Origin of the sequence: Scytonema hofmannii PCC 7110, assembly GCF_000346485.2 — a bacterium.
Taxonomy (GTDB): domain Bacteria; phylum Cyanobacteriota; class Cyanobacteriia; order Cyanobacteriales; family Nostocaceae; genus Scytonema; species Scytonema hofmannii.
Map to the genome: position 1 here is coordinate 2090960 of NZ_KQ976354.1, position 24652 is coordinate 2115611.

The following is a 24652-nucleotide window of genomic DNA, read 5'->3' on the forward strand; positions in this document are numbered from 1 at the left end:
CAGTGAATTAAGAACCAAACTCAAGGATGTACAACAGAGCGATGAAGCGATGAAACATTTTAGATATTCTTCAACTCCAACTAGAACAAGCAGTCAATCTTGCGTAACTATGCAAGGCTCTAATAAAACAAAAGAGGAGAAGGATTGAGATGGAATCCATTGCAATTATCGGGATTGGTTGCCGTTTTCCCCGTGCCAAGAATCCAGAGACGTTCTGGCAGCTTCTGCGCGACGGAGTGGATGCCATTAGCGAAGTTCCAGCCCAGCGATGGGACATAGATGCTTTCTACGACCCGAACCCAGCAACACCGGGCAAAATGAGTACACGCTGGGGCGGCTTTCTGGAGCAGGTGGATCAGTTTGATACCCAATTTTTCGGGATTGCCCCACAAGAAGCCCATAGCATGGATCCCCAGCAGCGGCTTTTGCTGGAGGTGGCTTGGGAAGCACTGGAAGACGCAGGGCAGATACCGGAACGCTTAGCGAACACGTCCACAGGTGTGTTTGTCGGAATCTCGACCTACGATTACAGTGAGCTTCTTTTAAAGGCGAATGCCATTGGCAATGCCTATACGGGATCGGGCAACACCCAAGCTATTGTAGCCAACCGCCTCTCCTATTTTTTTAATTTCCACGGACCAAGCATGGCCGTTGATACCGCTTGCTCCTCCTCGCTTGTCGCTGTTCACCTCGCCTGCAATAGTATATGGCAAGGGGAGTCTACCCTAGCCTTAGTTGGGGGCGTGAATTTGCTCTTGTCGCCAGTGATTACCATCAATTTCACCAAAGCTGGGTTCATGGCAAACGATGGGCGTTGTAAAACCTTTGATGCCCGAGCCAATGGCTATGTTCGTGGTGAGGGAGCTGGTGTTATCGTTCTTAAACCTTTGTCGCAAGCGCTGAGCGACGGCGATCCCATTTATGCAGTTATCCGTGGCAGTGCAGTAAACCAGGACGGGCGTACCAATGGGCTTATGGCTCCCAATCGTTGGGCGCAGGAGGCTGTTCTGCGACAAGCTTACCGAAAAGCTGGAGTCCAGCCGAGTCAGGTTCAATATGTAGAGGCCCACGGGACCGGCACCTTACTGGGAGACCCAATGGAGATGAAAGCGCTGGGAGCCGTGTTATCCAGCGAGCGCCCCTCTTTTAAACCCCACTGTGCTGTAGGTTCGGTCAAAACAAATATTGGACACTTAGAGGCAGCAGCGGGTATTGCTGGGCTGATTAAAGTAGCCCTGTCGCTCAAACATCGGCAAATACCGCCTAGCCTGCATTTCCAGAAGCCAAATCCCTACATTCCTTTCGAAGACCTTCTTCTGCGCGTTCCACAAACTCTGGAGCCTTGGCCTGAGACATCGAGTACGGCGATCGCTAGTGTGAGTTCTTTTGGCTTCGGAGGTACCAATGCCCATGTGGTTCTGGAGTCGGGACCAGAAGAAAGTCAAAAGGCAAAAGGCAAAAGCAAAAACAAACAAGTAATCGAAAGTCCTCTGCACCTTCTGACCCTGTCAGCGAAAAGTGAGCAGGCACTTTTGGATCTGGCGTGTCGTTATCAAGCACTCTTAGCTGACCATCCAACAGAGTCTCTAGCGGATGTTTGTTTCACGGCTAATACCGGGCGAGCGCAATTTGCTCACCGTCTGGCAATCGTAGCTAAATCTAACGAGGATCTAACCGAGCAACTGAGTGCTTTCGCCAACGGTGACAAGCCAGTGGGTCTAGTGAATGGTCATGTGCAGGACAGGAAGCGCCCGCAGATAGCATTTCTATTCACCGGACAGGGTGCTCAGTACTTTAGCATGGGACGCCAGCTCTATGATACCCAGCCCACGTTTCGTAGAGCTCTAGAGCGATGCGACGAACTGCTTCGACCTTTTTTGGAACAGCCGCTCCTGTCAGTTCTCTTTGAGAAATCTGATGATTCCAAAATATTGTTAAGCCAAACAGTTTATACCCAGCCAGCTCTGTTTGCCTTGGAGTATGCGCTTGCCGAATTGTGGTGCTCTTGGGGAATTGTGCCCGATATCGTCATGGGACACAGCGTGGGGGAATACGTGGCTGCTTGCGTGGCTGGGGTGTTGAGTCTGGAAGATGGACTTCAACTCATTGCTGAGCGTGGGCGTCTGATACAGGCTTTGCCTGAAGACGGGATGATGGCTGCCGTGTTTGCAGATGAAGCACGGGTAGTATCTGCCATAGATCCGCATAAGTCGCGGATCGCCATCGCTGCTATTAACGGTCCTAATAATATCGTGATTTCAGGAAACCGAGCAACTGTAGAGGCTGTGCTGAAGCAGTTGCATGCTGAGGGAATTAATGCTCGTCCCTTGCAAGTTTCTCACGGCTTCCATTCACCACTGATGGAACCCATCCTCGACAAATTCGAGCATCTGGCTAGTCAAGTGCAGTTTGCCGCCCCTCGCATTCCATTGGTATCGAATCTAACTGGTCAGATTCTACCGACTGGGGAAATTCCTGACGAGACTTACTGGCGGCGACACCTTCGGGAAACAGTGCAGTTTGCCGCTGGGATGCATACCTTAGCTGACCAGGGCTATAACCTGTTTATTGAGGTAGGTCCGCATCCTACTTTGTTGGGTATGGGGAAGCACTGCTTACCTCCAGACAGTAGTACTTGGTTGCCTTCGATGCGTAAAGGCCAAGACGACTTGTGGGTGCTTTTAAACAGTTTAAGTGCCTTATATATCAAAGGTACCAATGTAAATTGGGTGGGATTTTATCAAGACTACCAACTTTTTAAGATTTCTCTGCCAACCTATCCCTTTCAGCGCAAACGTTATTGGGTTGAATCTGTCGCAACTATGAATGGAAATCAATTAGTTACAAAAACATCTAATCCTCAGGTTGACATAGCATCTAAAATCACATCGGGAGACACAATATCAACAACTAAACAGAAAGACAGCATTCAGTCAATATTGCGTTCTTCAATAGCGCGATGGCTGCAATTGGCTCCAGATGAAATAGATATTTATGCATCTTTTTTGGAAATGGGGGCTGATTCAATCATCCTTTTAGACATTGTTCGAAGTCTTGAAAACACTTTTAGAGTTAAGGTTGAAATTCGCCAGTTGTTTGAAGAGTTAACAACCATTGATACCCTGTCCACCTACATTGAGCAAAATCTATCCCCAGAGTGGGATTCAGTAAGCTTTTCTCAATCTGAATTAGAGCCTAAAGTAAATTCCCAACAGCCCGAGATGGAAGCTATCAAATTATCTCAACAATTGCTAACAGCTTCTCATCCACCTGTAGCCGTACCTACAGATAAAGTAGTGGACAAACAAGATGGGCGATCGGTGTCTGAGACTGTGCTAGAAGGAATTATCGGGCAGCAGATTCAATTGATGTCTCAACAGTTGGAACTCTTACGCAACGACCGTCTACAGTCCCCAACAACCACTACTGCGTCCCCTAACTATGTATCAAATCCAACAAATTCAAATCTACCTGTCGCTAAATCTTCTTCGTCTGTTCAACCAAAATCACCGGGACAGAAAGACGGTTTGATCCCCATTCAGCAGGAATATTTAAGGACGTTTATAGCACGTTATACTAAGCGCACTCAAGGGTCAAAAAGACACAAACAAACGTACCACCCTGTCTTAGCAGACAAAAGAGCTGCATCCGCATTTCGTCTTTCTACCAAAGAGATGGTTTATCCCATCGTTGGCAAGGGTTCAATGGGTTCTAAATTCTGGGACGTAGATGACAACGAATATATAGATATTTCAATGGGATTTGGTGTCCATCTGTTTGGTCACCGAGCTTCCTTTATTATGGAGGCGTTGGAAGAGCGGATCGAGGAAGGCATACAAATTGGTCCCCAATCGAATTTGGCAGGCGAGGTAGCGCAGTTAATCTGTGAACTGACAGGCATGGAGCGAGTAACGTTCTGTAATACAGGCACAGAAGCAGTGATGACAGCAATGCGCTTGGCTCGTGGAGTGACAGGGCGCACAAAGATTGCTCAATTTGCAGGAGCTTATCATGGTCAGTCTGACGGTACTTTGGTCGAACCATCTATAACTGCAGACGGAAAAGTACAGGCGACACCACTCAATGGTGTGTCCCCCCATGTTAGCGAGGAAACTCTGGTACTAACTTATGGCGATCCCCGTTCCCTCGACATCATCAAAGCCCACGAGAAAGAACTAGCTGCTGTTTTAGTGGAGCCTGTGCAAAGTGGCCGCCCTGATATACAGCCTAAAGAGTTTCTCCAAGAGTTGAGGCAATTGACGAAAGCCGCTGGCATAGCATTAATTTTCGACGAGGTAATCACAGGTTTCCGTCTCCATCCTGGCGGTGCCCAGGCATGGTTTGGTGTGGAAGCAGACATAGCCACCTACGGCAAAGTAGTTGGTGGCGGAATGCCAATTGGCGTCGTGGCTGGTTCGGCAGCGTACATGAACGCAATTGACGGCGGCGCGTGGAACTATGGAGATGATTCGTCTCCTGAAGCCGAAACCATATTTTGCGGAGGAACTTTTAACAAGAATCCTTTGACCACGGCTACCGCCTGGGCTGTACTCAAGTATCTTAAAGAACAAGGACCTACGTTACATCAGAATTTAAATCGGCGGACATCACAGTTAGCTGAAACACTAAATGCTTACTTTAAGCAAGAGAATGTACCCATCAAGATGGTTTATTGTGGGTCGGTGTTTCGTTTTAGCATTTCGGGTAATGTCACTGATGTGTACACGACCTTGGAAATGGATCTGTTTTTCTATCACCTAATTCATAATGGAGTCTACACTTGGGAAGGACGGAGATTTTTTCTGTCCACAGCCCATACCGATGAAGATATAGACTTCATTATTAGGGCTGTTAAGAAGAGCGTGGAGGAAATGCGAGCGGGGGGCTTCTTGTTGCCAAAGGACAAGCAGCGTTCTCAGGAAGTACTTAGTAGTGCTATAACTTCAGATACTTTTCAGACGCGTGATGAAGCAGCAAATCACAAAAATGGTAAAGCTACCCAAACTGAGGCACCAGAGCAACTTCGGTTTGTCGCCCAGACCAAACAAGAGACATCGAGCGCAGATACCGATTTTTCGTTGCCAGCAATAGTACCTGCACCCAAGGAGCGACACCTCCCTTTTCCCTTAACCGACATTCAGCAAGCATACTGGCTAGGGCAAAGTAGGGGTTTTGAGATGGGTAACGTGATGGCCCACAGCTACTACGAGTTTGAAGTTGTCGATTTGGATATAGAACGATGCAACCAGGTTTTGCAAAGGTTGATTGAGCGGCACGAGATGCTGCGGGCTATTGTGCTACCAGACGGTCAGCAAAAAATTCTAGAGCAGGTGCCAACTTATCAAATTGAGGTTTTTGACCAGCGTGGCAAAGACCCGCAAGAGGTCAAATCCCAGTTGGCGTCTATTCGTGAGCGCATGTCCCAACAAGGACCAACGACTGACCAATGGCCCTTATTCGAGATTCAAGCTCACCGCCTAGACGATCGACTTGTTCGGATTCATCTTAGCATCAGCTTGATGATCGTAGATGGTCGAGCAGACTCGGTAATGACCCAAGAGGCTGTAATATTATATCAGAATCCTGATGCTTTCCTTCCTCCTATAGACCTGTCATTCCGAGACTATGTCTTAGCATTGAATACCTTAGAAAATTCAGAAGAGTACCAACGCTCCTTGCAGTATTGGAAGAACCGTTTCTCAACGCTTCCTCCTGCGCCAGAGTTGCCCCTAGCTAAAAATCCTGCTTCTGTGTCACATCCGCAATTTGTGCGCCGGAATGCGAGATTGGAACCAAAGATTTGGCTGCAGTTGAAAACTCGAGCTATCAGAGCGGGTTTGACACCCACAGTCGCACTGTGTGCTGCCTATTGCGAGGCTCTTGCTGCTTGGAGCAAAACTCGTCATTTTACTTTAAACATCCTGTTTTTCAACCGTCTGCCCTTGCATCCTCAGGTTAACGACATCATAGGGAACTTTAGCTCAACCATCTTGCTAGAAGTGGACAACTTCTCAGAGATCCCCTTCGTAACCCGAGCTAAGCGCCTTCAAAGCCAACTCTTAACTGACCTTGAACGCAGTGATGTTAGTGGTGTTCGAGTCCTGCGGGAACTAAATCGCGTTGAAACCAGGACTTCAAGAGCCGCGATGCCTGTCGTATTTGCCAGCAGTCTTAACTTGAATTCAAACAGTGAAGAAACTCCCAATAGCCCTGTGTCGGGTAAAGAGATCTACAGTTGCCTCCAGACACCACAGGTTCAGCTGGATCATGAAGTTTACGAACAAGATGGGGCTCTCGTCTGTAACTGGGACGCTGTAGAGGAACTGTTTCCTGCGGGGCTTTTAGACGATATGTTCAGCGCCTACAGTCTTCTTCTGCATCGTTTGGCTGAAGAGGAAGAAGTCTGGCAAGAGACGGTTCCACAACTGATGCCACCTGCACAGCAAGAACAGCGTTTGACCATTAACGCTACCTCGGCTCCCGTACCAGCCGACATGCTTCACACCTTATTTGCGGCGCAGGTCTCCCAACAACCGCGTCAAACAGCCGTGATTTCTTCCAAAAAAATTCTAACTTATGAGGAGTTGTATTATCGCTCCAATCAGGTGGCGCACTGGCTACGGCGGTTGGGGGCTCGCCCTAACCTACTGGTGGCGGTAGTTATGGAGAAAGGTTGGGAGCAGGTGGTAGCCGTATTGGGAGTTCTCCAGTCCGGGGCTGCCTACCTGCCCATTGACCCTGCACTTCCTAAAGAGCGTCTTTGGTATCTTCTGGCTCAGAGTGAGGTCGGGCTGGTACTGACCCAATCCTGGATCGACGATAACCTAGAATGGCCTGAGAGCGTCCAGCGACTTTGTGTAGACAGCAAGGACTTGGAGAAAGTAGACAATCACCCCTTAGAGGTAGTTCAGAAACCGGAGGATCTGGCTTACGTTATCTTTACATCAGGCTCAACAGGTCTGCCCAAGGGTGTGATGATCGACCATCGCGGCGCAGTTAACACAATTTGCGACATCAACCAGCGTTTTGGCATCGGCCCTGAGGATCGTTTACTGGCGCTGTCCTCCTTAAGTTTTGACTTGTCGGTCTACGACATCTTCGGCATACTGGCTGCGGGAGGGACAATTATCATCCCTGATGCCTCAGTTGTGCGGGACCCGGCTCACTGGGCGGAGTTGCTAGTACGGGAAAAAGTCACGATTTGGAATTCGGTGCCAGCCCTGATGCAGATGTTGATAGAATATTTGGGTGGTCGATCCAAAATGCCTCCTTGCCCACTGCGTCTAGTCCTTCTGAGTGGGGATTGGATCCCGGTGGTCCTTCCAAATCAGATCGAAGCTCTATCTGAAGGCGTTCAGGTAATTGGTCTCGGAGGTGCCACTGAGGCCTCTATATGGTCTGTCCTACATCCTATTGAAGAGGTTGATTCTGCTGGGAACAGCATTCCCTATGGTAAGCCAATGGTGAACCAGCGCTTGTACGTACTCAACTCGGCGCTGGAACCTTGTCCCAATTGGGTTGTAGGTCGTCTCTACATCGGGGGCATTGGACTGGCTATAGGTTACTGGCGGGATGAGGAAAAAACCAAAGCCTACTTTATCAATCATCCTAAAACAGGAGAGCGTTTATACCGTACAGGAGATATTGGTCGCTATCTTCCAGATGGGAACATTGAATTTCTGGGGAGGGAGGACTTCCAGGTCAAAGTTCAGGGCTACCGCATCGAATTGGGAGAAATCGAGGCGGCTCTGGAGCAGCACCGGGCGGTGCGTAATGCAGTAGCAACGGCAGTGGGGGAATTCGATCGCACCAAGCGTCTAGTTGCTTATGTCGTTCCCGATCGGGATTCGGTACCAGATGTAAGTGAACTACGTAGCTTCTTAGCAGAGAAGTTGCCTGAGTACATGGTGCCCTCTGCTTTTGTGCCCCTGGAAGCTCTGCCGCTGACGCCCAACGGCAAGGTGGATCGGAAGGCGCTTCCAATTCCCGAGCAGGTGGTATCCGAACGGGAAAAAGCTTTTGTCGCGCCCAGCGATCCCCTGGAACTTCAGCTTGCACAGATTTGGGAAGACTTGTTACATATACACCCTGTGGGAGTACGGGACAATTTCTTTGACAAAGGAGGTAATTCTCTTCTTGCCGTGCGCCTGATGACCCAGATTCAGAAGCTGTTTGAAAAAGAGCTTTCACTGTCTACGCTCTTACAAAGACCGACTATAGAATGTCTAGCCAGTATATTACGCCAGCAAACGGCTTTCGTACCCCAGTCTTCCTTAGTAGAAATTCAGCCTGCTGGTTCAAAGCCACCTTTCTTCTGCGTACATCCAGTTGGTGGAAATGTACTTTGCTATGTAGATTTGGCACGTCTTTTGGGTCAAGAGCAACCATTTTACGGGCTGCAATCACCGGGTCTTAACGGGGAAAGGGAGCCTTATACCCAGGTTAAGGATATGGCTACTCATTATATTGAAGCACTGCGTACCATTCAACCTGAGGGTCCGTACCTTCTGGGAGGCTGGTCAATGGGAGGCATTGTAGCTTTTGAGATGGCCCAGCAACTGCATAAGCAGAATCAAGAAGTTGCTGCACTCATTTTGCTGGATAGTCGAGCGCCAGTTGGCACATCAAACCTTGATGATGCTAAACTCCTGAGTTGGTTTGTTAGGGATTTAGGGGGTCGGTTTGCCAAAGACCTAACAGTATCTCACGACCAACTCCAGGGGCTTGGACCAGACGAGGGATTGCAATACGTTTTGGAGCAAGCGAGGAAGGCCAATATCCTGCCAGCAGATGTCGGGCTGATGCAAATTCAACGTCTTCTGCAGGTTTTTAAAGCTAACACAAGAGCCATGTGGAGCTACAAGCCTGAGGTCTATCCAAACCGAGTTATTCTCTTGCGGCCTAACGAGATGTTTTCTGAAGATTTCGATAATTTTGGCGACCATACCTTAGGTTGGAGCAAATTTGTTTCTAATCAGATAGAAATCCATACTGTCCCAGGTAATCATTACACGATTCTCGCCAATCCCCACGTTAAGTTCCTGGCAGAACGGTTGAGAAACTACCTCGACCAGGTTAGCGGAAAAACACTTAATTACAAGTAGGATTTACGCAAAAACCGGGTGACTTTTCCGAAAAATGGTCGTTTCATCTGCCAAGTTCTGCCCAGAAACCCGGTTTCTCTCTATGAAGTGCGTAAGTCTTGACAAGTAGAGGTGCTATAAGGCATCGATCTGGTGTTGATGCCTTCCTATTCTCCACAATTACAACTTGTAGAAGTTTTGGAGCCATGACTAATGAACCCAATGCCAATAAGTCATTTGAGAACCTCGATGAATTGAAGGATTGCTATGATGAAAAAACGCGCTGCCAAAGGAATGCAAGTCTTTCTTCTCATCTGGTTTGGACAACTAGTCTCCCTGATCGGCTCTAGTCTCACCAGCTTCGCATTGGGTGTGTGGGTGTACCAAAGAACCGGGTTAGTTACCCAGTTCGCACTGATTTATTTGTTTACTACCCTACCGCTTGTCGTCGTTTCTCCCGTAGCGGGCGCTCTCGCAGACCGGTGGAACCGACAGCGAGTCATGTTCTTTAGCGACTTAGGGGCTGGTCTCAGCACCCTGGCGATCGCTCTGCTCCTGTTTGCCGATCAACTGGAAGTCTGGCACATCTACCTGGCAACGGCTGTTAGCTCTGTCTGTAGAGCCTTCCAATGGCCAGCCTATACCGCCATGTCCACGCTGCTGGTGCCTAAGCAGCACCTCCATCGCATCAGCGGACTGAGCCAGATGGCACAATCAGTTTCCGAACTAATCTCGCCAGTGGTGGCGGGCGTGCTAGTTGTAACAATTCAGCTTCAAGGCGTAGTCCTAGTGGACTTCGCCACCTTCCTCTTTGCCCTGATGACGTTACTTAGCGTCCGCTTACCCAACCCCGAAATCAATGCTGCTAACTCAGGTAAGAAAACCTTGCTGCTAAGCGAAATTGCTTACGGCTGGAATTATATTATAGCCCGACCTGGGCTTTTAGGGTTGCAGATTTTCTTGGCGGCTATTAACTTCTTCCAAGGAGCCGTTGAGGTCTTAGCCGCGCCGTTAGTTATGTCCTTGGTTTCAACTGCCGTCCTTGGTATCGTGGTTTCTATCATCAGCAGTGGCATGGTAATCGGCAGCTTGGTGATGAGCATCTGGGGAGGACCACAACGTCGCATCAATAGCATATTTGGCTTCACACTGCTAAACGGACTGAGCATAATGGTTACTGGGCTAAAGCCCTCAGCTCTACTTGTTACTGTCGCCATCTTCCTCGTTTGTTTAGGTGTGCCAATTATCTACGGCTCTAGCCAAGTAATAATGCAACAAAAAGTCGCGCTTGATGTGCAGGGAAGGGTTTTCGCTTTGAGTAAAATGATTGCGGGAACTACTTTACCACTTGCTTATCTTGTCGCCGGACCTTTGGCAGACAAAGTCTTCGAGCCCCTGATGACCATTAACGGACCGCTAGCAAGCAGCATTGGACAGATCATCGGCGTCGGCAAAGGGCGCGGCATTGCCTTACTGTTCATCGTCTTAGGAGTGCTGACGATGCTGGCGACAGTTGCCGCCTACCAGTATCCCCGCTTGCGATGGGTGGAGGATGAACTGCCGGATGCAATTGCCAAGCCTGTTGCAGAGCAAAGTACTGCTGACAAAGTTCATATTAGAACCGACTGATCTGTCCGGTTCTCTTGTATAAGCAATTACCTCTTTATTTTAAGTTTTCATTTCACAAAAGGAACAAAACCTCATGGACACACTTTTACCAGACCTCGTTATCGATTTCGGCAACATTAAGGAGCCCACAATTTTTCCTGAAGAACAGGGGAAAGTGGAAGTTGTTGTCTCCAATCAAGGTCAAACAACGTTCACAGGACCTCTAACCTTCGACATTTACGCATCAACAAACTCAGTTCTGGATGATTCACCCTTAAATACCCTTAATCCCAAACTGGAGGGCACAGATGAGCTATTGGGCAATCTGAATGCCAGAAGGGTTGACTTAGCGCCGGGGGAATCCCGAACTTTTACCATAAACTTTGCTGACCCTGAGTTTCGTACACCTAGTGTGGTGTCACCAGGAGCCTATCATCTGCTTGCCAAAGTTGACCCAGGCAACGACGTTGTTGAGAGCAATGAAACTAACAATGTGACCAGCGCTTTTGTCTCTACGCCTGGGACTGACGTTGTCCTCGATTGGAATTCAACTCTTTTTAATGCCATCCAGGCTAATAACATCAAGCTTGCACAGGGGAACCCCGAAGCCGATGCTGCTCTTGACTCACGCAATGCGGCGATAGTTCACGCAGCAATTTATGATGCTGTTAATGCGATTGACCAAAGCTACAGTTCTTACTTTGTCAACATAGACCCATCTAAAGCTGCAGGTGCGTCGCTCGAGGCTGCGGTAGTCGGAGCAGCGTACCAAACACTGATCGATCTTTACCCAGGAGAAGCAGCTGCATTCGAGGCACAACGGCTTAGGTCTTTGGCGGAAATCCCTGATGGCGCGGCTGAGGACGCTGGCTTTAATTTAGGAGTAGACGTTGCCAATCAAATACTTAAATTGCGGGAAAATGACGGTTTAGCAGAAGCTGTTGCTGTAGTTTACACTGAGAAACCAGCCCCTGGTGTGTGGCGACCCACTCCTACCCGAGGTGAAACAACCCCTAATTTTGGGGAGGCAGTATTGCCGGGGTGGGGCAACATTACTCCCTTTGCGATATCCAGCGTCGAAGATGTTCTACAGGGTACCAGGGTGGATGGTCCTCCAAGTTTGGATAGTGCCCAGTACGCAGCCGAACTTAAGCAAGTCCGGTTGTTGGGCGGGTTGGAGAACACAGACGTTACCAGAATCACCCGCACCCCAGAGCAAACGGAAATTGCTAAATTCTGGTCTTACGATCGCTTGGATACCTTCGGTGAGCCATACAACCTAATCGCGCAAGACGTGGCCTTGCAGCAGGGCAATACACTGGCAGAGAACGCCCGTTTGTTTGCGCTGCTGAATTTCGCCACAGCTGATGCGGGTCTTGTTGCGTTTGATGTCAAGTACACATACAATCAATGGCGACCAATTACCGGAATCCGGGAAGGTGATACTGACGGTAATCCAAACACAATTCAGGATACTAATTGGCAGCCGCTGCTAGATACCCCACCGTTTCCCGACTACATAGCGGCGCATTCTGCAATAGGTGCAGCAGCAGCTCAAATTTTGGCTTCCTTCTATGGAACCGACAATATCAGTTACAGCATCCCTTCCCAAGAATTGCCTGGTGTTGCTCGCTCGTTCGGCAGCTTTTCAGAGTTTGCTCAGGAGAATTCTATCAGCCGCCTTTACGGTGGGATTCATCTGCCCTCATCCAATCAAGACGGCTTGACAGCAGGTATAGCTGTGGGTAACTACGTATTTGATAACATCTTAGTGTAGTGAACCTGAAAGTCTATGTAGCGTGGTCACTTCTTTATGGAACTTCTGAGAGCGATTCCAAACACTTTGGTCATGAACTTGACCTAATTCCCAATGTAGGGTAGAGACAAGATGCGTTACCCGCCTCATGTTCTCCTACCCTTCATCGAAGTTAACGTGAAAGTTTCCAAGCAAGCACCTCTGCAATAATTAACATTCCGTCATGGAAATCACTCCTAGATTTGTCATCAAAATTACTATTTTGGCAATAACGTCTATTTCAGGAGTCAACTCGCTGTTTGATGTTTCTGCAAATAATCAGATGCACACTCTTGATTCCGACAAAAAAAGCCCCATTTTACAAAGCTAAAAAAAACTTAACTTGTCAACAATGCTACTAAACACTCTAAAAGCTGACTTCCAAATTATTTTTGAGCGGGATCCTGCCGCACATAATTGGTTGGAAGTGCTGTTTTGCTACCCTGGCTTGCAGGCACTGTTTTTTCATCGGGTGGCGCACTGGCTGTATTGCCAGAGGATACTACTGATTTCCCGCTTGATTTCCCACCTAGGTCGGTTATTGACCGGAATTGAGATTCACCCAGGAGCGAAAATTGGCAAGCGTGTATTCATTGACCACGGCATGGGCGTCGTGATTGGAGAAACTGCAATCGTGGGAGACTACGCTTTGATTTATCAAGGAGTTACTCTTGGTGGCACTGGTAAAGAAACAGGTAAACGCCACCCAACCCTAGGACAGCATGTCGTAGTAGGTGCTGGGGCAAAGGTTTTGGGAAATATTCAGATTGGCGATCGCGTTCGCGTAGGTGCAGGTTCTGTCGTTTTGCAAGATATTCCTTCTAATTGCACTGTAGTGGGGGTTCCGGGTCGAATTGTTCGTTGCAAAGGAGAGCCAATTGGTTTCTTTAACCATGAAAAGTTACCAGATCGAGAAGCCGAGATAATTTGCTCCTTATTTAATAGAATTCAAGTCCTGGAAAAAGAGATTGGGCGTCTGAAGGTGTTGTTGCTCAATGACAAGCACAATTTCAAAGCAAGTGAATTGCAACAGACACCTATGAACTACGTTCGTAACGTAGTATGAATACATGGTTTTTCATGCCCAGAGATTGGCACAGCGATTGGATTTGACAAGATAATTTTCTCCGATTGCCTTTAAATCTCTTCAAGTTTTTGACAATTGTTGGCTAATGTTAAACCAACATCGATTTTCCCAATGCATAGGTTGAGTTCAGTAACTCCTATTTAGGATTTGGTATAAGTCTCAGAGTTATAGTCGGAGATTTGACATGTCAACTATAGATACACCAACCCTAGAAACAACTCTAGGATTCCTCGCATTAGTTTGCTACATTCTCACCTTATTACCTACAATTCTGAGAATTGTTATTCCGCACACAAAAGAGACTGGTATTCTCAAATTGTTACTGAAACATCGCCGTAGCATTGGTATTCTGGCTTTCTTATTTGCATTGGGACATGGGTTTCTTTTAGTACAAAAAAGACGTGTAGATTTATTCGACTTAAAGACAAGTTGGATTTATAACCAAGGATTAGCCACCTTTACAATTTTTACACTTCTAGCTATCACTTCTAATGATTGGAGTAGAAAAAAGCTCAAGAAAAATTGGAAGCAATTGCATAAACTTACTTACTTAGCCATGTTTCTTTTAACTTGGCATATTTGGGACAAAATGTCCGGTCATTGGACATACTTAACTCCCATTGGTCTGGTGGCAATTATGGGGATAATAATTTTATACCTGTTTAGACTCGGAATTGAAAGTCAGGATAAACAGCAAAAGAAAGAGGGTAAAGCATTCCTATCTCAGCTTGCAGTAAAAACATTTAAGTAGGGTGAGCAATCCCCACTACTGAACGCAAGGAGGATTTTGTATAATGTTAAAGCATATTAATGGGAAAATTTGGGTAGGAATAGTAATAACAACAATGACGGCTGTTGTTGGATTAAGTTGGTCTAAATCGCTTTCACAAACACAGCTTGCGTACTCTTCTCAATCTTTACTTACCACTCATCTTTCTCGCACCCTTAGAGGAAATACGGCTTGGATTTATGCGATCGCCATTAGCCCAGACGGTAAAACTTTAGCCAGTGGCAGTTACGATCGCAAGATTAAGATTTGGAATCTGCAAACTGACAAATTACTCCATACCTTCAAGGGACATGCTGATGCAGTTGTATCACTCAGTATTAGTCCAGATGGCAAAACGTTAGCTAGTGGTAGTTGGGACAACCGGATTAGGTTGTGGAATCTAAAAAATGGGGAGTTGCTCCGCACTTTCTCTGGACATTCTGATGATGTTGAATCTGTTGCTATCAGCCGAGATGGGAAGACTTTAGTAAGTGGCAGTTGGGATCGGACAGTCAAAGTCTGGAATATTAGTACTGGAGAGGTACGGAGCAGTTTTTATCACACAAATGCAGTAAAAGCGGTTGCCATTAGTCCTGATGGGCAGTTGCTTGCCAGTAGTACTAAAGATGGAAAAATCATGATTTGGCAATTGGCTGGCGGCATATTGAAAACCTCCTTAGCGGCACACAATCGGGCTGTTTCAGCGTTGGCTTTTAGCCCTGATGGAAAGCAACTTGCTAGTGGTAGTGATGACCGAACAATTAAGGTGTGGAATCCGCAGGGGCAGTTGCCGCACGTCCTAACTGGACATAATAATGCAGTTTGGTCTGTGGCTTTTAGCCCCAATGGGCAGCAACTCGCTAGTGGTAGTTACGATCGGACAATTAAATTGTGGAATCTCAAAACAGGGCAGTTGTTAGACACTTTCACCGGACATAACAAAGCAGTTTGGTCTGTGGCTTTCAATCCGCAAGATAATACCCTTGTTAGTGGCAGTGCAGATGAGACTATCAAGATTTGGCAGCTAGCGAAACCGCCTTTAAAGCCACTGTCGCATTTGCGATTTTAGTAACTAGCGATCGCTTGTTTTTTTTCGTACTTTTCTTATTCACTTCTTGTCTTTCTTGTCAACGCGTAAGTCCTAGAATTTATGAAATCTTATCTAGCCGCTGCTATTCAAATGACTAGTGTGCCCAATCTACAAAAAAACTTGGCTCAGGCAGAGGAATTAATCGAACTTGCCGTGCGTCAGGGTGCTACATTGGTTGGTTTACCAGAAAACTTTTCCTTCATGGGAGAAGTGAATGACAAACTCGCTCAAGCGGAAGCGATCGCCACTGCGAGCGAAAAATTCCTCAAAAAAATGGCTCAGCGCTTTCAAATTACCATCCTAGGCGGTGGCTTTCCAGTTACCGTAGACAACACGAGAAAAGTATATAACACTGCCTTACTCGTCAGTCCCAATGGTCAAGAACTCACCCGCTACCACAAGACACATCTATTTGATGTTAACATCTCCGACGGCAACACCTATCGAGAATCCAGCACTGTTATGGCTGGCAAACACCTACCTTCGGTCTATTTTTCGGAAGAACTGGGTAATATAGGGCTTTCTGTTTGCTACGATGTCCGCTTCCCTGAACTATATCGACACATAGCATCTAAAGGTGGGGATATAATATTTGTTCCCGCAGCCTTTACTGCTCTCACTGGCAAAGACCACTGGCAAGTGCTACTGCAAGCGAGAGCCATTGAAAATACCTGCTATGTCATTGCTCCCGCCCAAACCGGATTCAACTACGCCCGCCGCCAAACCCACGGACACGCGATGATTATCGATCCTTGGGGAGTGATTTTAGCCGATGCTGACGATAAACCAGGAGTGGCGATCGCCGAAATCAACCCCTCTCGTCTAGAACAAGTCCGCAGCCAAATGCCCTCCCTGCAACACCGAGTATTCACATAGCTATGTAGAAACGCGAAATTTCGCTTCTCTACGTATTCTTTCAACAATTACAATTTGAAATTGGTTATCCAACCTGACAAAGTTTTTGCAACATAACCCTTAGGAGCATTATGACAAGCCTAGAACTCTATCACTTCCCCGATTCACTATGTTCCCAGAAAGTGCGGCTAGCTTTGGCTGAAAAAGGTATTGAGTGGAAAAGCCACATCGTCAATTTACTTACCTTTGAAAATCTCAAGCCAGATTACGTTCGGATCAACCCAAAGGCGGTAGTACCGACTTTAGTCGATGACGGTAAAGTGGTGTGCAACTCAGCTATTATTGTTCGCCATCTCGACAAAAATTTCCCAGAACACAGACTGACACCGGTAGAAGAAACGCTGACGGAAAAGATGACCAAATGGATCGACCTTCAGGACGCTTTTCCGATGCGCGAATTGATTTACCACAACCTGAAAGGATTTAGTGGAATTGTGGCGCGTCGATCAATGCGGATGAAAAAAGACCTTGTTGCCAAACTGATGCGTGAAAATCCAAATCTTCACACTCAATATGCAGCAAAGCTAGAAGACGTAAAGAATTGGAACGCGACGGTTGACGATCGGGCGCAGGTAGCAGCTATAAACGGGCGAATGAATGAAATTCTTGACCAACTTGAGAACGAACTTAGGAAAAGCGATTGGCTTTGTGGAGCTAATTATTCGCTTGCTGACTTGGTCTGGACGGCGGTACTACACTATCTAGAGCAGGTTAAGCTTGACACTCTCTGGCGCAACGGACGACGTCCAGCGCTCGCTGCGTATATCGCACGTCTCAAAGCTCGACCTAGCTTTAAGGAAGCGATTCAAGATTACCTTGCGCCCAAAGTGATGGAACCGATTGTTATAGCTGGTTTGCGAAGGATTTTTCTCGGTTTTTGATGCTCTGAGTCCTGATACTGGTCGCTGATTGAGCCGGAAATCTTGACCTTGAAGGTGATAAAAGCAGAGAAGATTACCATTCTTCCCGGTGTATCTTACATCTTCAAATCTCTAGCAGAAACGTCAGCCATTGCTCAAGCGGATTTATCTACACTGAAACTGTGCTTCTGTGCGGGAAACTTTTTAGGGAAGGATGTTTTCGATAAGTTTCTGGTTCTTGCGTACAAAGCGCGTGTTAAATTTGTTGAAAAATAAGCTTGAGACCAATGCTTGCAAGCATAACAGTCATTATTGACTGCATGACGGTCAGATTGCTGAAATTCAGACTATAAGCGCCTGTAAGCCTTAATTTTAAAGCAAATTTATCGACTGTAATTAACAATTTAGCACGGTATGTACGAAAGAACCGGCTGTGGCAACAGTAATGACGGTAGTACAGGACAAAATTCCACCCACAATTAATCTTGAAGCTCCCGATCCAGCTTGTGACCTAGACTATGTTCCTCTGCACAGCCGAACTCAACGGGTAGAGGTTGCCCTTTCTAATTCCTTTGGTTTCGGAGGACACAATGTCGCCCTAGCTTTTAAAAAATTTGAGGAATAATTTTGTCATTTGTCATTTGTCCTTGGGCATTCGTAATGGAAAATTTTGTAATGCAAACCATCAGCGAGTCAGCTGCCAACGATATAAGCCAACATTTAGAGTACTCTACAGAAATACTGCCGCAGCTTTTAAACCACCAGATTGATGGTTCTAAAATTTGTAAAAACTGGCTTAAATATCGAGAATATCGTCCCCTCAATAACGAGGAAGTTGAGCAATATCAGAGAATTTTGATGATATTGAAAGACATTGGGAGTCTTATGGACGATGTAAAAGCAAAAATTCAGTGTAGCCGCTTGAAGAACCAGGAAGTTTTTGAAAAAGTGCGAGTCATTCTTGTAGATAAACTAAAAATTGAGCCAGACAAAGTAACTCCAACAGCCAATTTTATCAATGACTTGGGAACTGATTCTTTAGATACATTAGAACTGGTCATGGCTTTGGAAGATGCTTTCAAGATTAAAATTGCCAATGAAGTTGCTGAAAAACTGTTGACAGTACAACAAACCATCGATTACATCTGCCAAAAAATTGAGGTATCTATTTAATTTTGCTTCCCAACTAAGTTACTTGGCAAATTGAAGAACACATTTTTGATTTGTCAAGAAATAATTGATCTTTCGCCAACAGTATCCGTATCTCGGATCAATACCGTCATCACCTCGTCAAATACTAATAACGCTCCATGCTCATGAGTCAAATCTTTGTAGACGAGATGCATTATAATACTGATGCTCTACAACTTTTTTATGTCATTAAGTTAGAAGCAGCAACATTGACCAATGAATCAGGACTACTAATTGGCAAGTCACCGCCCAGATGCCAGAAGAACATTCCACCAAGTTTTTGTTGTTCAACATAATCAACTTTCCCCAGAACTGATTGTTTATCTTCATAGGTACTAAACTCTTTTATCTGAGAATTATAAACATAGGGAACTTTTGCACTATCATCCCAGTAACGTTGATACCCATTTGTACCTACCTTACTGTAAAGGTCTTTATATAAAATTGCGTCTTTTACTGGAGTACCGCTTTGAAGCAGACCATCATTGCTAGCTCCGGGATTAACTCCTGTCCAGCTGTAACTATAGAGAGGAACCCCAAGGACAATATCTTTAGCTTCAACACCAGCATTTAAATATTGTTTAATTGCCCAATCAACATTTAATTTACTGCTGTTATAAGATTGGTCATTGGTACTTTTGTACAAAGCAGCTTGATGGTTAGTTGTTTGTTCCCAAGGACCGTGGTAGTCATAACTCATAACGTTGATAAAATCAACATACTGGGAAGTTGTTTTCAAAACTGTTGCGTTTAAATCGTAAGGGCTATCACCGTAATCTGACGGAGACAATTGATAGGGAGAAGCAGAAAGAGCAGTCGTTAGTTGATAATTCTTACCGTCCGCAGCAGATGTGTTATTAAGTTGTTGACGTAGTTCGCTGAGCAATTGAAGGTAATCATTATTTTCCTGCTTCTTTGGAAACTCCCAGTCAATATCAATGCCATCGAAACCATTATCCTTCATGAATTTGATGGCAGACTGGACAAAATTTGTCCTAGACTGGGTGCTAGAAGCTACAGGGGAGAAATCAGGGTCTGCTGCACCACCGATAGAAACAAGAATTTTGAGGTTGGGATTTTGAGTCTTAATGGATTTAAGTACGTCAATATCACCATCCAAACCATCTTGATGCAGTTTAACATTACCTTGTGCATCGATATCTGCAAAAGCATAGAACAAATGCGTTAGTTTATTAGCCGGAATGCTGGCTGGATTAGTAGCACTACTAATAGTCCAAGATGGTAAGTACCCACCTACAACATATTGATTGTTTCCTCCAGATGTCTGATTTTTTGCTAAAGCTACATAAGTACCATCTTGAGCAAAACCAACAATATCAGCTCGACCATCTCCATTCACATCACCAAGCTGGCGCGTTCGCGAACCAAAGCTAGTCCATCCGCCTTGACTAACTGTAAAATCATCGTTTTTAGCAACAGACACCGAACCAAAAGTTCCATTGCTTTGACCTAGAGATACATAGACAGCATCATATCCAAAACCAACAATATCAGCTCGACCATCTCCGTTGACATCAGCTACTTGACGCGGATATTGGTCAAAGCTATTCCATCCTCCTTTACTGACAGTAAAGCCATCATCCTTAGCCACAAAAGCCTGACCAAAAGTCCCATTGCTTTGACCTAGAGATACAAGGATATTGTCATATTCAAAACCAACAATATCAGCCCGTCCATCTCCGTTCACATCACCTAGCTGGCGCGGATATTGGTCAAAGCTTGTCCATCCCCCTTGGCTTGCACTAAAAGTGTCATTCCTGGCTACAAAAGCCGAACCGAAAGTGCCATTGCTTTGACCTAAAGATACATAGACATTGTCATATCCAAAACCAACAATATCAGCTCGGCCATCTCCGTTGACATCGGCTAGCTGACGTGGATATTGGTCAAAGCTATTCCATCCTCCTGCATTGGTAGTGTAGTAATCGTTCCTGGCTACAAAAGCCGAACCGAAAGTGCCATTGCTTTCACCTAAAGATACATAGACATTGTCATATCCAAAACCAACAATATCAGCTCGACCATCTCCGTTGACATCGGCTAGCTGACGCGGATAGGAATTAAAGCTTGTCCATCCTCCTGCATTGGTGGTGTAGTAATCGTTCCTGGCTACAAAAGCTGAACCGAAAGTGCCATTGCTTTCACCTAAAGATACATAGATAGCATCATCTCTAAAACCGATAACGTCATCTCGACCATCTCCATTGACATCAGCTATTTGACGCGGATAGGAATCAAAGCTATTCCATCCTTGTAAAGAGCTAAAATTATTGACCGCCAACTTTTTTGCTTCATAAATGCTCATCATCATGCTCCTTTTATGGTAAGCCGATCGCTCTTTTATTACTATGACCAGAGTATATCTGAAACCCTTGTTCGGACAGAGATTAACCTATTAAGGTTCGTATGTCCGGTTTCTTTTGATTTGCGTAGACGCGTAGCGGCTTGCCGTTAGACATCGCGTTCCCTTACCCTATTCTACTTTGATTATTTAGTTTCAATTTTTCTCTAGTAAAATTCATAAAATAGGGTTCCAGTTACTAAACAACCAGTCTAAAATCTTAGTGTAATTATAAAATAATACATCATAATTTATCCAATTAAAATTTTTTATATTATTACAAATACATTTTAAATATAGGTTTAACTAATGACAAATTAGAAATAAATCAAGGACTAAAGGACAAACACAAGAATAACTTCATAACTTATTCTTATGACCGAATAAGCGACGTTACTAGCAAATTTTAAAGACCGCAATGGGAAAAAATCGGGGATTTATCACCCAAGTCATTAGTTACAAGAATTAAAAAGTCTGAAAAAATTGGATAAAGTCTGGTGTTTGCCTTTATTTTAGAACATCTTTACTAGAAGAAATCCTCCAATCCCATTCTGTCAACGAAAATCAGACAGTCAGGATTTTTTTCTTTGAATATACTTCAGTACTTTCTTCAGATGTGTTTTAAAAGAAAAGAGTTGATGATATTGTTGTTAAGGCGCAAACAAACTTAATTAGTCCTGTTGAAGTAAAGCAAGAGAACTAGGGAGGATTTTTTATCCTACTGCTTTACGTCTAGATGATATTAAGTTTTTTCTCCTTTTGCCAAAATTCTAATGAGTGAGAGATATGATGAAGAAATCGCTTCTTTTTTATTGCTAATTGTGGTAAGAATTTATGCATGCACCAAATAATAAGAATGCGTTCATTCAGAGCGTTCCATCTATGCATTATGTATACAGTTTATCAGTTCTCTCAACTACAAAGCACGTAAATAAGTGTTGCTACAACTGAGTGTATAAATTGATTTGGTTATCCCTATCAAAAATCATAGAAGGAAGGCTTGAAAATGCTCAACTTCCACTCTGACAAATTCAGTGGGACTTAATGTAAACAATCTTTTGTTAATACGTAAGTTCTAGTATGCAATCCCACTCATATTTTTTTTGAAAGAAATATCTTTCTACCAAATCTTGTAAAAAACAGCGCGTATGACAGAAGACAAGTTCAACTTTGAGTATCAAGTGGGAGGGAGCCTTGAGAGCAGCGCCCCCAGCTATGTGACACGACTGGCCGATTCAGAATTTTATGAAGCGTTAAAAATGGGTCAGTTGTGTTACGTACTGAATTCGCGACAGATGGGTAAGTCTAGCTTGCGAGTACGGACGATGCAAAGGTTGCAAGCAGAAGGGACAATCTGTGTTTTTATTGACCTGACGGGTATAGGAAAGCAGGATGTAACTCCAGAAAAGTGGTATGCGGGGTTTGTCCAATCTTTGGTAAGCAGTTGTCAGCTTAGCTCAAAAATTCAATGGCGGACTTGGTGGCGAGAGCGGCGGGATTTGCTTTCTCCAGTGCAGTGCTTAAGCCAATTCATTGATGAAGTGCTCTTAGTAGAAGTGACGCAGAATATTGTTATTTTTGTTGATGAAATCGATCGGGTTTTGAGCCAGAATTTTTCACTGGATGATTTTTTTGCTTTGATTCGATTTTTCTCCCAGCAACGACAGGTACGTCATGAATATAGGCGCTTGACTTTTGCGCTATTGGGGGTAGCAACTCCTAGCGATCTCATTCAAGACAAAACTCAAACACCGTTTAACATTGGTAAGGCGATCGAACTGCACGGTTTTCAGCCTCATGAAGTTCAACCATTAATAGAGGGTTTGAAAGGAAAAATTAGCAATCCTGAAGCAGTTATCAAGCAGATACTAGACTGGACAGGTGGTCAACCCTTCATGACACAAAAGCTTTGTCAGTTAATGGTCTGTGAGTCAGCGCTCAAAAATTCCCTATCGGTTGAGCAAGTGGTGAGAACGCGTATTATTGAGAATTGGGAATCCCAGGATGAGCCGGAGCATTTGAGGACTATTCGCGATCGCATCTGTTACAGGAATGAGCAACAGACAGGTCGGTTACTGGGGCTATACCAGCAAATTTTACAGCAGGGAGAAGCGATCGCTGATGGCAGCCCGGAACAAATGGAATTGCGATTGTCAGGGTTAGTGGTCGAGCGCCAGGGGAAACTCAAGGTATATAACCGCATTTATGAAACCGTATTTAACAGAAGTTGGGTTGACCGTAAATTAACCGAGTTACGACCTTATGCAGAAGCGCTCGCAGGTTGGTTAGCTTCAAATTGTCAGGATGAATCATATCTGTTGCAAGGGCAAATCTTACAAAACGCTTTAACTTGGGCATTGGGCAAAAGCCTCAAAGACTTGGATTATCAATTTTTAGTCGCCAGCCAAGATTTAGCCAAACGTCAAGCTCAAATGGCACTGGAAACACTGGCACAAGCCAGCCAAATCCTAGCAGAGGCAAGGCAAAAAGCCAAGGGAGAAGTATTGAAACTGCGAATTGGACGGGATTGGGTACCATTAATTGCTGGATGTGTTAGCGTACCCATTATGCTGCTCCATATTGGTGGACTGTTACAGCGAACCGAGTGGGGTATGCTTGACCAGTTTTTTCGCTGGCGTCCCAATGAACCACCAGAGAAACGGATTACCATTGTCACCATTGATGAAGCAGATATTACCAATGTGGGAAAATGGCCCTTATCCGATCGAGTTTTAACCCAGGCAATTAACAATATCATTGCCCAAAAACCCAGAGCAATTGGTCTCGACATTTATCGCGATTTACCTGTAGAACCGGGGCATAGGGATTTGGTTAACCTGTTTAAATCCACCTCTAACTTATATGGGATTGAGAAAGCCGTGGGAAGTACTATTAATACTGTTGCACCTCCTCCCAGTCTTAGTCAAGAAAGAGTGGGTTTTGCCGATCAGGTGTTAGACGCAGATAGCAAAGTTCGTCGCGCCTTGTTATCAGTAAGCCTCTCTGACAAAGATGTGCGTTACAGTTTGGCACTAAAGTTGGCGCAGCACTATTTAAAAGTTGAAAGAATAACCCCAGAAATGATTGACAGCGATCCCCAACGCCAACAGATGCGGTGGGGTCAAGCAGTCTTTGACAGGTTTGAAGGGAATCATGGAAGTTATGTTCGCGCCGATTCTGGAGGGTATCAAATATTACTTAATTTTCGTGGCATCCAAGACAATTTTATTACATTATCTTTAACAGATATACTGAAAAACCAAATCCCCTCCAATAGTTTACGCGATCGCCTAGTTCTCATTGGCAGCACTGCTGAAAGCCTCAAAGATTTCTTCCATACGCCCTATAGCAACGATCTCTTTGGTTCCCCGCAACCTATGGCTGGGGTGGTTGTTCATGCCAACATCATCAGTCAAATAATTAGCACCGTCCTTGATGGAAGACCTTTGCTTCGCAGTTGGGACGACCCAGTAGAATGGATGTGGGTCTTAGCTTGGGCAGTGTTAGGCGCAATGATTAGCTGGCGGATAAACTCTACCATAGCAAGCATTGCTAGTATAGCCCTTGCCAGTGGTGGGCTTTTAGGAGTTTGTTTTTTAGCCTTTTTGCTGGGCTGGTGGATACCCGTGGTTTCCTCACTGTTGGCGTTTGTGGGCTCGGGGCTTGCGTTGCTACTCGTCACTAATAAGCAACTTGAGACGCTTCAATTCCGTCGTACTTTGGAACTGCTTCTGGAAGTTTGCCAAGAACACCCTACCGGCGGGCTAATTGCCATTGAATATCTCAAGCAATCAGAAAGTCGGAACAATCAAGTTTTCATTGAGCAACGTCTTAAAAAAACGCAAAGCGGATAAGATAGCATCTTTATTAGGCATTGAGCCGAGATACGTGT

At 45.3% G+C, this 24652-nt stretch carries 11 protein-coding genes and 1 pseudogene; 11 read left to right on the forward strand and 1 reads right to left on the reverse strand.

The genetic code is table 11. The features are described 5' to 3' along the window. Positions 1-149: 149 nt before the first annotated feature. The 10 genes and pseudogenes from WA1_RS58595 to acpP all read left to right on the forward strand — a co-directional run bounded on the left by WA1_RS58595 (position 150) and on the right by acpP (position 18380). Complete coding sequence (locus tag WA1_RS58595) at positions 150-9104, forward strand: hybrid non-ribosomal peptide synthetase/type I polyketide synthase (RefSeq protein ID WP_017745372.1); 8955 nt, start codon at positions 150-152, stop codon at positions 9102-9104. Between the two features lie 246 nt (positions 9105-9350). Beyond that, the gene (locus tag WA1_RS09105; protein ID WP_017745371.1) at positions 9351-10712 is read left to right on the forward strand and encodes an MFS transporter; all 1362 of its coding nucleotides are present in this window, start codon (positions 9351-9353) and stop codon (positions 10710-10712) included. 73 nt (positions 10713-10785) lie between these two features. Further along, positions 10786-12468, forward strand: coding sequence for a CARDB domain-containing protein (locus tag WA1_RS09110; protein WP_017745370.1), 1683 nt, complete (start codon positions 10786-10788; stop codon positions 12466-12468). A 370-nt stretch (positions 12469-12838) separates the two neighbouring features. Next, positions 12839-13552 (forward strand): serine O-acetyltransferase, encoded by a 714-nt coding sequence (gene cysE / locus WA1_RS09115; protein ID WP_017745368.1) that lies wholly within the window; start codon positions 12839-12841, stop codon positions 13550-13552. A gap of 205 nt (positions 13553-13757) precedes the next feature. Beyond that, positions 13758-14324: a ferric reductase-like transmembrane domain-containing protein gene (locus tag WA1_RS09120; RefSeq protein WP_017745367.1), complete on the forward strand. Its 567-nt coding sequence runs from the start codon at positions 13758-13760 to the stop codon at positions 14322-14324. Between the two features lie 43 nt (positions 14325-14367). Beyond that, entirely contained in the window at positions 14368-15411 is a 1044-nt protein-coding gene (locus WA1_RS09125; RefSeq protein ID WP_017745366.1) for a WD40 repeat domain-containing protein, read from the forward strand. An 81-nt stretch (positions 15412-15492) separates the two neighbouring features. Continuing rightward, positions 15493-16308 carry a carbon-nitrogen hydrolase family protein gene (locus WA1_RS09130; RefSeq protein ID WP_017745365.1) on the forward strand — a complete coding sequence of 272 codons (816 nt, stop codon included), beginning with the start codon at positions 15493-15495 and terminating at the stop codon, positions 16306-16308. Between the two features lie 110 nt (positions 16309-16418). Continuing rightward, complete coding sequence (locus WA1_RS09135) at positions 16419-17228, forward strand: glutathione S-transferase family protein (RefSeq protein ID WP_017745364.1); 810 nt, start codon at positions 16419-16421, stop codon at positions 17226-17228. Positions 17229-17637: 409 nt separating this feature from the next. Next, a pseudogene (locus WA1_RS09145) lies at positions 17638-17832 on the forward strand (beta-ketoacyl-[acyl-carrier-protein] synthase II); the annotation flags it as partial. 296 nt (positions 17833-18128) lie between these two features. After that, positions 18129-18380 (forward strand): acyl carrier protein, encoded by a 252-nt coding sequence (acpP, locus tag WA1_RS09150; RefSeq protein WP_033335808.1) that lies wholly within the window; start codon positions 18129-18131, stop codon positions 18378-18380. A 199-nt stretch (positions 18381-18579) separates the two neighbouring features. Here acpP and WA1_RS09155 read toward each other — a convergent pair whose 3' ends face one another. Beyond that, positions 18580-20730 carry a glycosyl hydrolase family 18 protein gene (locus WA1_RS09155; protein WP_081402866.1) on the reverse strand — a complete coding sequence of 717 codons (2151 nt, stop codon included), beginning with the start codon at positions 20728-20730 and terminating at the stop codon, positions 18580-18582. A 1178-nt stretch (positions 20731-21908) separates the two neighbouring features. Here WA1_RS09155 and WA1_RS09160 point away from each other — a divergent pair. Further along, the gene (locus WA1_RS09160) at positions 21909-24614 is read left to right on the forward strand and encodes a CHASE2 domain-containing protein (RefSeq protein ID WP_017745359.1); all 2706 of its coding nucleotides are present in this window, start codon (positions 21909-21911) and stop codon (positions 24612-24614) included. The last annotated feature ends 38 nt before the right edge of the window (positions 24615-24652 follow it).